The 12,162-nt window shown below is 62.2% G+C and carries 12 protein-coding genes; 1 reads left to right on the forward strand and 11 read right to left on the reverse strand.

What is annotated here, in order from left to right:
• Positions 1 to 29: 29 nt before the first annotated feature.
• Positions 30 to 539 (forward strand): YgjP-like metallopeptidase domain-containing protein, encoded by a 510-nt coding sequence (locus B7X65_RS07305; protein ID WP_293593635.1) that lies wholly within the window; start codon positions 30 to 32, stop codon positions 537 to 539.
• An 80-nt stretch (positions 540 to 619) separates the two neighbouring features.
• On the opposite strand, the gene nagZ is transcribed toward B7X65_RS07305, so the two are convergent.
• From nagZ to B7X65_RS07360, 11 genes are all read right to left on the reverse strand, one after another.
• Positions 620 to 1,678 carry a beta-N-acetylhexosaminidase gene (gene nagZ, locus B7X65_RS07310; protein ID WP_293593636.1) on the reverse strand — a complete coding sequence of 353 codons (1,059 nt, stop codon included), beginning with the start codon at positions 1,676 to 1,678 and terminating at the stop codon, positions 620 to 622.
• Positions 1,679 to 1,735: 57 nt separating this feature from the next.
• On the reverse strand, positions 1,736 to 2,134 hold the full coding sequence (acpS, locus tag B7X65_RS07315) for a holo-ACP synthase (RefSeq protein WP_293593637.1): 399 nt from the start codon (positions 2,132 to 2,134) through the stop codon (positions 1,736 to 1,738).
• 133 nt (positions 2,135 to 2,267) lie between these two features.
• Positions 2,268 to 3,062, reverse strand: coding sequence for a pyridoxine 5'-phosphate synthase (locus B7X65_RS07320; RefSeq protein ID WP_293593638.1), 795 nt, complete (start codon positions 3,060 to 3,062; stop codon positions 2,268 to 2,270).
• 16 nt (positions 3,063 to 3,078) lie between these two features.
• Positions 3,079 to 3,828 (reverse strand): DNA repair protein RecO, encoded by a 750-nt coding sequence (gene recO / locus B7X65_RS07325; RefSeq protein ID WP_293593639.1) that lies wholly within the window; start codon positions 3,826 to 3,828, stop codon positions 3,079 to 3,081.
• 153 nt (positions 3,829 to 3,981) lie between these two features.
• Positions 3,982 to 4,911 (reverse strand): GTPase Era, encoded by a 930-nt coding sequence (gene era / locus B7X65_RS07330; protein WP_293594097.1) that lies wholly within the window; start codon positions 4,909 to 4,911, stop codon positions 3,982 to 3,984.
• Positions 4,912 to 5,096: 185 nt separating this feature from the next.
• Positions 5,097 to 5,777, reverse strand: a complete 681-nt coding sequence (rnc, locus tag B7X65_RS07335; RefSeq protein WP_096669483.1) for a ribonuclease III — start codon at positions 5,775 to 5,777, stop codon at positions 5,097 to 5,099.
• 18 nt (positions 5,778 to 5,795) lie between these two features.
• Positions 5,796 to 6,137 (reverse strand): DUF4845 domain-containing protein, encoded by a 342-nt coding sequence (locus tag B7X65_RS07340; protein ID WP_293594098.1) that lies wholly within the window; start codon positions 6,135 to 6,137, stop codon positions 5,796 to 5,798.
• 84 nt (positions 6,138 to 6,221) lie between these two features.
• The gene (lepB, locus tag B7X65_RS07345; protein ID WP_293593640.1) at positions 6,222 to 7,199 is read right to left on the reverse strand and encodes a signal peptidase I; all 978 of its coding nucleotides are present in this window, start codon (positions 7,197 to 7,199) and stop codon (positions 6,222 to 6,224) included.
• The gene (lepA, locus tag B7X65_RS07350; RefSeq protein WP_293593641.1) at positions 7,199 to 9,010 is read right to left on the reverse strand and encodes a translation elongation factor 4; all 1,812 of its coding nucleotides are present in this window, start codon (positions 9,008 to 9,010) and stop codon (positions 7,199 to 7,201) included. Before lepA ends, lepB begins: the two co-directional genes overlap by 1 nt.
• Before the next feature lie 561 nt (positions 9,011 to 9,571).
• Positions 9,572 to 11,029, reverse strand: coding sequence for a DegQ family serine endoprotease (locus B7X65_RS07355; RefSeq protein ID WP_293593642.1), 1,458 nt, complete (start codon positions 11,027 to 11,029; stop codon positions 9,572 to 9,574).
• A 105-nt stretch (positions 11,030 to 11,134) separates the two neighbouring features.
• Entirely contained in the window at positions 11,135 to 12,157 is a 1,023-nt protein-coding gene (locus B7X65_RS07360) for a MucB/RseB C-terminal domain-containing protein (protein WP_293593643.1), read from the reverse strand.
• Positions 12,158 to 12,162: the final 5 nt, after the last annotated feature.

A 12,162-nucleotide genomic window follows, 5' to 3' on the forward strand; every position in this document is an offset into this window, starting at 1 on the left:
GCCCTTCGCCCGCCTCCCTCCCCAACCCCATGAACTACCTGACGGGTTACCCCGACACCCTGCAGAGCCAGGTGCGTGATCTCGTCGCACAAGACCGGCTGGGCGCCATGCTGCTCAAAAAATACCGCAGCGCGCACGAGATACGCACCGACAAGGCGCTGTACGACTACGTGATGGACATCAAGAACAGCTTTCTGCGCAATGCCGACGCGCTGAGCAAGGTGGCGTTTGACAGCAAGCTGCAGGTGATTGCCCATGCGCTGGGCACCCACACCACGGTGTCGCGGGTGCAGGGCAGCAAGCTCAAGTCCAAACGCGAGATTCGCGTGGCCAGCCTGTTCAAGGAGGTGCCCATCGAGTTCCTGCGCATGATCACGGTGCACGAACTCGCGCACCTGAAGGAAAAGGCGCACGACAAGGCGTTTTACCAGCTCTGCACCTACATGGAGCCGGACTACCATCAGTTCGAGCTGGACCTGCGCCTGTACCTGACGCACATGGCCGCCGGCGGTCAAGCGCCGTGGCCGGTGAGCCGCTGAGCAGGCGCTGTTCGCTATTTATTTGATAGCTGTCTGCGCACACGCCATATAGGCTGGGGCACGAAAAGGCTCAAAGAAACTCAGGGAACCAGCCCGAGCGCGTGCATGTAGGCCGGGTGCAGCATCAGCGCGTCCCAGTCGATCGCAGGTGTGGTGGGCAGCAGGTCCAGACGGCGCCCTTCGCTGGCTTCCAGCGGTTCCCACTGTTGCCTGAGCTGGCCCTGCGTCAAGCCGTCCAGCAACTCGTCCACCTCCTGGCCTTCACCTATCGACTGGTTGCACAGCAGCACCATGTCGCAGCCGGCGTTGAGTGCGGCCATCGCCGCTTCGGTGTAGCTGACCTGCTTGCCGTCGAGCAGGCGGGCACCGGCCATGCTGAGGTCGTCGCTGAAAATGGCGCCGCCAAAACCGAGCTGGCCGCGCAGGATGTAGGTCAGCCACTTCTCCGAAAAACCCGCCGGACGCGCATCGACCTTGGGGTAAATCACATGGGCCGGCATCACGCTGGTCAGCGTGGTGTTGAGCCACTCATAAGGGGCGGCGTCGTCCGCCAGGATGGCTTTCAGGCTGCGCCTGTCGACCGGAATGTCGGTGTGCGAATCGGCTTTGACAAAGCCATGGCCGGGAAAGTGTTTGCCGCAGTTGGCCATGCCGCTTTGCAGCAGGCCGTGCATCAGGCTTTTGGCCAGCAGGCCGACGACACGCGGGTCGCGCGCAAAAGCGCGGTCGCCGATGACACTGCTTTCACCGTAGTCGAGGTCCAGCACCGGGGTGAAGCTGAAGTCCACGCCGCAGGCGCGCAGCTCGGCGCCCAGCACGTAGCCGCAGGCGGTGGCGGCATTGGTCGCGGCCATCGCGTCTTTCAGCCACAACTCACCGAGCGCGCGCATGGGCGGCAGGTGGGTGAAGCCGTCGGTCTTGAAGCGCTGCACGCGGCCGCCTTCGTGGTCCACGCAGATCAGCAGGTCTTTGCGGATTTTCTTGATCTCGGTGCACAGCGTGGTCAGTTGCGCGCGGTTTTCCCAGTTGCGGGCAAACAGGATGATGCCGCCCGTCAGCGGATGTTTGAGGCGGCGTTTGTCGGTTTTGCTTAAGGTCAGGCCGGCAATATCGATGATCAGGGGGGCGTGTTGGCTCATGAAGGGATCTCTGATTTACTATGAGTTTAATAGCTGTTCGCGTACATACAGCTTGGGTTATAACGGGTTTTTCTCTACAACCACAAAACTGGCGGCATAGTCGGTTTCGTCGGTCACGCTGACATGGGCGGTGAGGCCGCGCGCCTCGAACCATTCCTTGAGCGCACCGTGTAAAACAATTTCAGGCTTGCCGCTAGCGGCCTTGGCGATTTCGCAGTGGCGCCAGGTCATGGGCAAACGCATGCCCAGGCCGATGGCCTTGCTGAAAGCCTCCTTGGCGGAAAAGCGGGTGGCCAGGTAACGCAGGCCGCGCTCGGGCCAGCGGGCACTGCGGGCCTGCCAGGTGGCGAACTCAGCGTCGCTGAGGATCTTCTGCGCAAAACGCTCGCCATGGCGCTCGAAGCTGGCGCGCACGCGGCGCACGTCGCAGATGTCGGTGCCTATGCCGTAAATCATCCGGATATGGCCCCCACGGTCGCGCACTGCGTGTCGCTCCCTGCCCCCCGAGGGGGCCGCTGCGCCTGCGGGCTGGCAAAGCCAGACCCGCGACCCCGGCTGGCAAAGAGAAGAAGATGCAACAACGTGCCCATCAGGCGACGGGGAACGCGTTGTCGATGCAGCGCAGATAAGCGGCGACGGTGGCGCTGTAACCGAGCTCCAGCGCGTCGGCAATCAGCGCATGGCCGATCGACACCTCGAGCACGCCGGGCACCGCGTGCAGAAAATCGGTGAGGTTGTCGCGGTTCAGGTCGTGGCCGGCGTTCACTCCCAAATTGATAGCTGCCGCCGCCCGCCCCGCAAGGACAAACGGCTCCAAAGCCTTGTCTTGTTCAGGTGTGCCCCAGGCCCTCGCATAGGTCTCGGTGTACAGCTCCACCCGGTCAGCGCCAACGGCCTGGGCGGCCGCCATGGCTTCGGGCAGCGGGTCCATGAACAGGCTGACGCGCACGCCCCGGTCGTGGGCTTCTTCAATCAGCGGCTTCAAACGGGCCGCATCCTGGGGAAAGCTCCAGCCATGGTCGCTCGTGAACTGCCCTTCGCTGTCGGGCACAAAGGTGCACTGGTGCAGCGGCAGGCCGCGCGCCGACAGGTTGCGCACAAACTCCATCAGGTTCTGCAGCGGATTGCCCTCGACATTGAACTCGCGGTCGGGCCAGTCCTTCATGAGTGCGGCCAGCTCGTAGACGTCATCGCTGCGGATATGCCGCTCGTCGGGACGCGGATGCACGGTGATGCCCTGGGCACCTGCCTCCAGGCACAGCTCGGCGGCGCGCAGCACATCGGGGATGCCCAGGTGCCGGGTGTTGCGCAGCAAAGCCACCTTGTTGAGGTTGACCGACAGGGCTGTGCGGTGGCGGGGAGCGGGGGCGTGTACAGGAGCCATGGTGGGCATTGATCCCTTAGAAAGCCTGCAGATCGATCATCATCTGCCGGGTTTTGAAAACCTTCACATCGCAATGGTAGTGCAGCAGGGAGCGCAGCTGGGTTTTGAGCGCCGGCAAATGGTTCACACAGGCCTGCACCGTGTCGGTAAACGGTGCATCGTCCCTGAGCGTGTCCTGCAAATCCAGCCACTGCCGGCCCTGCAGGCTGGCGCGGTCGTCGTCATGCGCCTCGCGCAGGCCGGCCTCGGCCACCAGCACATAAGGCGTCTGCGGCTCCAGCGGCGCCAGGGTGGCGGTCTGGGCGTCCAGCGCCGGCAGCAGGCCGATGCCCTGCAGCAGGCGCAACTCGAACGCGCGCAAGGCCACCTCCAGCGTGTCGATGGTCTGGCTGGCCAGCAACTGCACGGTGGCGGCATAAGCGTCGAACAGCACCGGGTGCGGGTCGTCGCGCGCCAGCAGGCGCATCAGCAACTCGTTGAGGTAATACCCCGACAGCAGCGCGTCGCCGGTCGGCATGACATGCCCGCCCTGCCACTCGGCGCTGCGCAACATGCGGATCTCGGCGTCGCCGCCAAAGGCAATGTGCAGGGGTTGCAGCGGCAGCAAAATGGGCCGGAAGTTCGAGCTGGGTTTCTTCGCACCCCGCGCCACCAGCGCAATGCGGCCGTAGCTACGTGTGAACACTTCCAGAATCAGGCTGGACTCGCTCCAGTCGTAGCGGTGCAGGACATAGGCGGGTTCGTCACTGATGCGTTTGGTGGCCAAGATGAAGGTCAGACGAGGGAAAGAGTGCCAACAAGAGCCACCGTCCCGGTCTCAAACCAGCAGGGGCCGCGGAACCGGCTTCGCCGGGCCGCAGGCGCAGCGGCCCCCTCGGGGGGCAGGGAGCTACACGCAGTGAGCGACCGTGGGGGCCAATCACTCATAGCCGAAGGTCTTGACGCGAGCCTCGTCGTCGGCCCAGCCGGAACGCACCTTGACCCAGATTTCCAGGAACACCTTGCCGCCGGTCAGGGCTTCGAGTTCATGGCGGGCTTCGGTGCCGATGCGCTTGAGCTTTTCACCCTTCTCGCCAATGATCATGCCCTTGTGGCCGTCACGCTCGACGACGATGGTGGCGGCGATCCGGCGCAACTCACCCTCCTGCTCGAACTTGTCGATGATCACGGTCGAGGTGTAGGGCAGCTCGTCGCCGGTCAGGCGGAACAGCTTTTCGCGGATGATCTCCGCCGCCATGAAACGCTCGCTGCGGTCGGTCAGTTCCTCGGCCCCGTACATCCAGGGCTGCGGGGGCAGGTATTTCTCGCAGATGCCGAACAGGCGCTCGACATCCTTGGCGTTGTTGGCCGACATCGGCACGAACTCGGCAAAATTGTGCCGCGCCTGCATCTCCTTGAGCCAGGGCGCGATATCCGCGCGGCGGTGGATCAGGTCGAACTTGTTGGCCAGCAGGATGGCCGGCATGTTCGCCGGCAACAGCGACAGCACCTTGGCATCGGCCTGGTTGAACTGGCCCGCCTCGACGACAAACACAATCAGGTCCACGTCGTTGACGGCGCCGACCACCGTCTTGTTGAGCGAGCGGTTCAGGGCGTTGCCGTGCCGGGTCTGGAAACCGGGGGTATCGACAAACACAAACTGGGTGGCGCCCAGCGTGCGCATGCCGGTGATGCGGTGCCGCGTGGTCTGCGCCTTGCGCGAGGTGATGCTGATTTTCTGCCCCACCAGCGCGTTCAGCAGGGTCGACTTGCCCACATTGGGCTTGCCCACGATGGCGATCAGGCCGCAGCGCTGGCCTTCGACCGGCGGGGCGTTGTTGGCCTGCGAGGTCATGGCCTTGGCCAGCATGGCTTCCAGGGCCGCGTCCTGCGCGGGCACAACGGCCTCTGCCGGTTCAACAGCAGGCGCAGCCTTGGCCTTGGCTTTGGTAGTGCCGGCAGGCGCTGCCGGGCGTGCCGGCTTGGAGGGAGTCTTTTTTGCGGGGGTCATGGGGGTCGCCTGTTGGCGGCTGCGCTTGCAGCGCCTGTTTCAAATCAAGGGAGCGTTTTTACATAAGCCAGCATCGCGGCGGCCGCTGCCTGCTCGCCGGCGCGCCGCGAGCCGCCAATGCCGCGCTCCGCACGGCCGAATTCGCTGATTTCACATTCCACGTCAAAGGTCTGCTTGTGGGCTGCGCCCAGCGTTCCGACCACGCGGTAGATCGGCAGGTTCATTTTGCGGCCCTGCAGCCATTCCTGCAACTCCGTCTTCGGGTCTTTGCCGATGGCCTGCATGGTCGGGTTGATTTCGACGTCCTGGAACAGCCGGCGCACCAGGCGGTCGGCCTTGTCGAAACCGGCGTCCAGAAACACGGCGCCAATGACCGCCTCCAGCGCATCGGCCAGGATGGACGGCCGTTTTTGTCCACCCGACTTGGCTTCACCCTCGCCGAGGCGTATCAACAGCGGCAGGCCGAGCTGCACGGCCAGCTTGTGCAGCGTGTCCTGCTTGACCAGGTTGGCGCGCACCCGCGACAAATCGCCCTCGGGTAACTCGCTCAGCCGCTCGTAGAGCAGCCCGGCCACCGCCAGGTTGAGCACGGAGTCACCCAAAAACTCGACACGTTCGTTGTGGTCGGCCGAAAAACTGCGATGGGTCAGGGCCTGCTGCAGCAGGCGCGGATTGGAAAATTCGTGCTCCAGACGCGTTTGCAGCGCCTGCAGGTCCGGGCTCAAAGAAGGACTGGCACGCACTTATTTGGAGCGGCCGGAGTACTTGAGCAGCAGGTAAGCCGGCCCGCCAATGTGGATTTCCTTGTTGTAGGCAAAACTGACAATGACCTTGTCGCCCTCTTTGCCGACTTCGAGGTCCTTGCCGCCGATCGACCTGATGTCGTCAATCGCGGCCGCCTTGTCGAAAATCATCCGCACCTCGGGCACGGTGCTGCCCTCGGCCGCCTTGTTGGCCGCCTTGGTGATGGACTGGAACTCGACCAGCGTGGGAAACACCTGGGCCGCGATCACGCCCGCGAAAGCCAGTACACCGCCCACGAACAGGATGCCGATGAACGAAATGCCACGTTGCCGATTTTTCATCATGTGTTTCCCCAGCTGTTGTTAGTTGCGCCCCATGCCCCGCGCCGCCCCTGCCTTGCCGGCAGGGCCAGCCCGGATCATCCCTCAGTCCACCTTGCCGATGCGTTTGAGGTTACCAAAATTCATCCAGACAAAAAAGGCCTTGCCGACGATGTTGGCCTCGGGCACAAAACCCCAGTAACGCGAATCCAGCGAATTGTCGCGGTTGTCGCCCATCATGAAATAGTGCCCCTGCGGCACCTTGCAAACCACGCCCTCGCTACTGTAACGGCAATTTTGCCGATAGGGAAAGTCGGCTGCGCCGGCAATAAAGGCCGGCCGGTCCTCGTCATTGAGCACGCGGTAGGGCTTGTTGCCGCTGGTTTCCTGGAACTGCTTGGCGTAACGCAGGGCGTCTTCGTCAAAAAAATCAGGCAGCGCCACCTTGGATACAGGCTTGCCGTTGATGGTGAGTTTTTTGTTCAGGTAGGCCACCTCGTCACCGGGCACACCGACCACCCGCTTGATGTAGTCCAGGCTGGGCTGGGGCGGGTAACGGAACACCATCACATCGCCGCGCTGCGGGCTGTTGTTGTCAACGATTTTGAGGTTGATGACCGGAAGCCGCACGCCGTAATGGAATTTGTTGACGAGGATCAGGTCGCCCACCAGCATGGTCGGAATCATGGAGCCCGACGGGATCTTGAAAGGCTCGAACAGGAAAGAACGCAACAGAAACACGACCACGATGACCGGGAAAAGCCCGGCGGTCCAGTCCAGCCACCAAGGCTGCATGATAACCCTCGCCCGGGCCTCCTCGATGTTGCCATCGACCTGGCTGATGCCGCGGGCGGCCAGTTCGCTGCGGCGCCGGACCGCCTCCTGCTCGATGATTTCGGCCGCCTTGCGGCGCTGGGGCCAGAAGTAAAACTTCTCGGCCAGCCAGTAAAGGCCCGTCACCACGGTCGCCAGAAACAGCAGCAGGGAGAAGTTGCCTTCCACCATGCCCATGTACCAGGCGCCGCCGTAACCGGCAAACAGGATCAGCACCAGCGCGGTGAGCGTACTCATGAAACCCAGCATTATTCTTCTACCTGCAGGATGGCGAGGAAGGCCTCCTGGGGGACTTCCACCGAACCGATTTGTTTCATGCGTTTTTTTCCCGCTTTTTGTTTTTCAAGAAGCTTTTTCTTGCGTGAAATGTCGCCACCGTAACACTTGGCAATCACGTTCTTGCGCAGCGCCTTGATTGTCTCACGCGCAATGATGTTGGCCCCGATGGCGGCCTGGATCGCGACGTCGAACTGCTGGCGGGAAATGATCTCGCGCATCTTGGCCACCACCGCACGGCCGCGGTAGGCCGACTGGCTGCGGTGAACAATGATGGACAGCGCATCGACCTTCTCGCCGTTGAGCAGGATGTCGACCTTGACCACGTCGGACGCCCGGAACTCCTTGAACTCGTAATCCATGGACGCGTAGCCGCGCGAGACCGATTTGAGCTTGTCGAAGAAGTCCAGCACGATCTCGCCCAGCGGCATTTCGTAGGTCAGCATGACCTGCTTGCCGTGGTAAGCCATGTTGAGCTGCACGCCGCGTTTGAGGTTGGCCAGCGTCATGACGGCGCCCACGTACTCCTGCGGCATGTACAGGTGCACGGTCACGATGGGCTCGCGGATTTCGTTGACCCTGCCGGCATCGGGAATTTTCGACGGGTTTTCGACCATGATGATCTCGCCGTCGGCCTTGAGCACCTGGTAGACCACGCTGGGCGCGGTCGTGATCAGGTCCTGGTCGAACTCGCGTTCCAACCGCTCCTGCACGATCTCCATGTGCAACAGGCCCAGGAAACCGCAGCGAAAGCCAAAACCCAGCGCCTGGCTGACTTCCGGTTCGTAATGCAGGGACGCATCGTTGAGCTTGAGCTTTTCCAGCGCGTCGCGCAGCGAGTCGTACTCGCTGGCTTCGGTCGGGTACAGACCGGCAAACACCTGCGGCTGGATTTCCTTGAAGCCGGGCAAGGCCTCGGTGGCGGTGGCGGCCGCGCCGCCGGTGCCCGGCCTGATCAGCGTCACGGTGTCGCCGACCCGCGCCGCCTGAAGTTCCTTGATGCCGGCAATGATGAAGCCGACCTCGCCCGCTTCCAGCGCGGGACGCGGCTCGGTATGCGGCGTGAAAACCCCCAGCTGGTCGGCGTTGTAAGTCGCCTCGCTGGCCATCAGCTTGATGCGCTCGCCCTTGACCAGCCGGCCGTCCACCACACGCACCAGCATCACGACACCCACATAGGCGTCGTACCAGCTGTCGACAATCATCGCGCGCAGCGGCCCGTCCGGGTTGCCCTGCGGCGGCGGGATGCGGGCAATCACCGCCTCCAGGATTTCGTCGATGCCCATGCCGGTCTTGGCGCTGCAGGGAATCGCGTCAGTGGCATCGATGCCGATCACGTCCTCGATTTCCTGCTTCGCGTTTTCCGGATCGGCCTGCGGCAAATCCATCTTGTTGAGCACCGGCACCACCGTCACGCCGAGGTCGAGTGCGGTGTAGCAGTTGGCCACGGTCTGCGCTTCCACACCCTGGCTCGCATCGACCACCAGCAGCGCACCTTCGCAGGCCGACAGCGAGCGGCTCACTTCATACGAGAAGTCGACGTGGCCGGGCGTGTCGATCAGATTGAGGTTGTAAACCTGGCCGTCGAGGGCCTTGTATTTGAGCGCGGCGGTCTGCGCCTTGATGGTTATCCCACGCTCCTTTTCCAGATCCATGGAGTCGAGCACCTGCGCGCTCATCTCGCGATCCTGCAATCCGCCGCAACGCTGGATGATGCGATCGGCCAGCGTGGATTTGCCGTGATCAATGTGCGCAATGATCGAAAAATTTCTGATGTGATTCATCAAAGGGAACGCCTAAGTGCTTGAAAGTATTGCGAAGAGCCCGCGGTCAATTCGCGAAAGCCATAAAAAAGGGCGCGTCACTTGTGACGCGCCCTGAACCAACAATCTATGGCAACTGCGATAGTTGGAAGCTTCATTGTAGGCAAAAAGCCGACCACGCATAGCCTCGAAATTGCCAAATTTTTCTCGTTGCAGGGCAGCAACATGAATCTTATGCACAAGTTATTCACAATTTTAACTGAGAGCCTATGGACAACATGTGGGTGATCTGTGGATCAGCAGTGAATCGTGCCAATTCATGCAGCGTAGCGGTTTTTTCAACGCTTGATATATCGGAATGATCCGGAATATGGCTTCCATTCTACCCAAATCGCTCATTAGCCAAATCTCAAGTTAGCAGACGCAAACATTCGTCGAGCCCGGGAGCAGGGAAAAAATATTTTTTTGACATGCCGGTCAGGCGGCATTTCAGGCAAAACCCCCAAGCCCGTCAGGGTATGGGGGCTGCCAGGACAGGCTTCTGCGCAGTCGGCGGGCATGGTTGCCCACCCCTCGCAGCCCTTAACGCAAGGGACGGATCAGCGCGAACTGCGCCACGTCGCCGCGCCGGAACAGCACGTTGATCACCTTGCTCTTGTCGGTTTTGGCCAGCACCGCTTCAAAGTCCTTGACGCTGGTGACCTCCGTGTTTGCAATCGCCAGAATCACATCGCCCTCACGCAAGCCGGCGCGCGCGGCGGCGCCCTCACTCGCATCCACCTTGACGCCGCCCTTGAGCTTGAGCTCCTTCTTCAGGGCCTCGGGCAACTCGCTGACCACCAACCCGATCACCTGCGCCGGTCCGGCCACCGGTGCTTTGCTCTCGGGTGCCTGGGCCTTGCGCACCGGCTTTTCTGCCTCCACCTCGGCAATCGTCACGTTGAAGTCCCGGGTACTGCCGCGCCTGAAGACGGTGATCGTGGTTTTGGTACCGGGCTTCACATTGCCCACCATACGCGGCAGGTCGGTTGCCCGGTCAATCACCTTGCCCTCAAATCTGGTGATGATGTCGCCCGCTTCGATCCCGGCTTTTTCCGCAGGCGATCCGGCTTCGACGCCGCGCACCAGCGCACCTTGCGGTTTGCCCAGTCCGATGGACTCCGCCACGTCCTTGCTGACCTGGTCGATCTGCACGCCGATGCGACCGCGCGTCACCCGTCCATTGGTGCGCAACTGGTCGGCCACGCGGGTGGCCTCGTCAATTGGAATGGCAAACGAGATGCCCTGGAAGCCACCGGAGCGCGAGTAGATCTGGCTGTTGATACCCACCACCTCGCCACGCATGTTGATCAGCGGGCCGCCCGAGTTGCCCGGATTGATCGCCACATCGGTCTGGATGAAAGGCAGGTAGTCGCCGGTGTCGCGCTGCTTGGCGCTCACAATGCCGGCGGTCACCGTGTTCTCAAGGCCGAAAGGCGAACCGATCGCCATGACCCACTCCCCTACTTTCAGGCGGCTGATATCGCCGATTTTCACGGCCGACAAGCCCGCGGCCTCGATTTTGACCAAAGCCACGTCGGTGCGCTTGTCGGTACCGATGATCTTCGCCTTGAACTCGCGCTTGTCCGTCAGCGTCACCAGCACCTCATCGGCGCCTTCGACGACATGGGCATTGGTCATGACCAGCCCGTCGGTGCTGAGGATGAATCCCGAACCCACGCCGCGCGGCTGCTCTTCGTCAGGCTGGCCACGGTCCGGCTTGGGTGTGCGCGGCATGTTGGGCGGCACCGGAATGCCGAAGCGCCGGAAAAATTCCAGCATCTGCTCGTCGGCGCTGCCGGCTGCTCCGGCCTTGACTTTTTCAACGGTCCGGATGTTGACGACCGAAGGACCGACCGCTTCGACCAGGTCCGTGAAGTCCGGCAGGGTCCTGACTTGCGCCATCACCGGCTGCACAGGCATCACGGCCAGGACGGTGCCCAACGCCAGCGTACCGGCGACGAGGCAGGAGCGACCTTGTTTCCAGTTCAATATAAACATCATCAGCCTTTGAAAAAATTGTCGGGAAAGAAGAGAAACCCGCGTGTTGAATCAGGTGCCGGCCGGCCCGCGACAACAGGCAAGGGCCAGGACGACATGGGTGCGCTATTTCCTGCGTTCAAGACCATTGGCAAACAGGCTCAGGGTGGCCATGGGCACCTCGCCCATCACTGTCAGCCAGTAAGCGTCGACACGCCGGGTCAGCGACTGCGTGGCCCCCAGGGACACCCTGGATTCCCGGAGAGGGCGCTGGGCATCAAACGACTCGACAAAAATCGATACCGACGCCAGGCCGTCCGAAAAAACCCACTGCATGGGCTCGCTTCCCGACTGCCCCGCGAGCGGGCGCTTGTAGCAACTCATGGACTGAAAGCCCGGCACCGGCGTTTTCATCACCCAGCCTTCGGCGCTGGCCGTGGTCTTGACCAGTCCCGGTTTTTCGACCCGGTAGCCATCGACCTTGGCCATCATTTGCGCCAGCTTGTCGATCCTGACCGGCGCATCGAGCTGCAATTCCGAAAAAGCCGCCTGCTCCAGCACCTTGCCATCGGCATCGAGCGTCTGCAGCTTGACGACCATGCCCTTCTTCTGTTCGGCCCAGACGCGGTAGCCGAAGCGCATCGTGTCGCGGGGAATCAGGGCGACGATGTCGGCCTCCACCCCTGCCACCCGCTCGCTGCCCTCGTGTCGGGCCTTGTAGAAATCGGCGATGTGGCTGTCGGTGGACTTGAGCAGTTGGGGAAAAAGGCCCAGCGACTCCTGCTTTTCGGCACGCACCACCTTCTGGTCGGGCATGAAGGTCACGACCTGGTCGTTGTGCCGGAAAACAGTACGCGGGGCCCCGGTCAGGGTCTCGACCTTTTCGATCTGCTGGGTTCCGTCGCAGACATGCCAGATCTTCGCGCTGGACATGACGCCGCCGGAGGACACCACAAAAGTGCCCACGTAAGACCGGTTTCTGGAGGCTTCATGCATGCGCATCAACCAATCGTTGATGCTCCTGGGCTCCGCAGCCTGGCCCGGTGCTGCTGCTGTTGCTGCGGGTGCCGGGGCCTGGGCCGCTACATAATTTGCAGCAAATAGCGCACACGCAGCAAGGGCCAGCGGGCGAAAATAGCTGAAATTCATGGGAT

This window comes from Polaromonas sp. 39-63-25, from assembly GCF_002278925.1.
GTDB lineage: Bacteria > Pseudomonadota > Gammaproteobacteria > Burkholderiales > Burkholderiaceae_C > Polaromonas.

Bases quoted from the DNA above. Each gene is read 5' to 3' on its own strand.
- B7X65_RS07305 (WP_293593635.1), top strand. From the start codon at position 30: ATGAACTACCTGACGGGTTACCCCGACACCCTGCAGAGCCAGGTGCGT.
- nagZ (WP_293593636.1), bottom strand. From the start codon at position 1,678: ATGAGCCAACACGCCCCCCTGATCATCGATATTGCCGGCCTGACCTTA.
- B7X65_RS07355 (WP_293593642.1), bottom strand. From the start codon at position 11,029: ATGTTTATATTGAACTGGAAACAAGGTCGCTCCTGCCTCGTCGCCGGT.
- acpS (WP_293593637.1), bottom strand. From the start codon at position 2,134: ATGATTTACGGCATAGGCACCGACATCTGCGACGTGCGCCGCGTGCGC.
- B7X65_RS07340 (WP_293594098.1), bottom strand. From the start codon at position 6,137: ATGAAAAATCGGCAACGTGGCATTTCGTTCATCGGCATCCTGTTCGTG.
- B7X65_RS07360 (WP_293593643.1), bottom strand. From the start codon at position 12,157: ATGAATTTCAGCTATTTTCGCCCGCTGGCCCTTGCTGCGTGTGCGCTA.
- lepB (WP_293593640.1), bottom strand. From the start codon at position 7,199: ATGCTGGGTTTCATGAGTACGCTCACCGCGCTGGTGCTGATCCTGTTT.
- lepA (WP_293593641.1), bottom strand. From the start codon at position 9,010: ATGAATCACATCAGAAATTTTTCGATCATTGCGCACATTGATCACGGC.
- B7X65_RS07320 (WP_293593638.1), bottom strand. From the start codon at position 3,062: ATGGCTCCTGTACACGCCCCCGCTCCCCGCCACCGCACAGCCCTGTCG.
- era (WP_293594097.1), bottom strand. From the start codon at position 4,911: ATGCTGGCCAAGGCCATGACCTCGCAGGCCAACAACGCCCCGCCGGTC.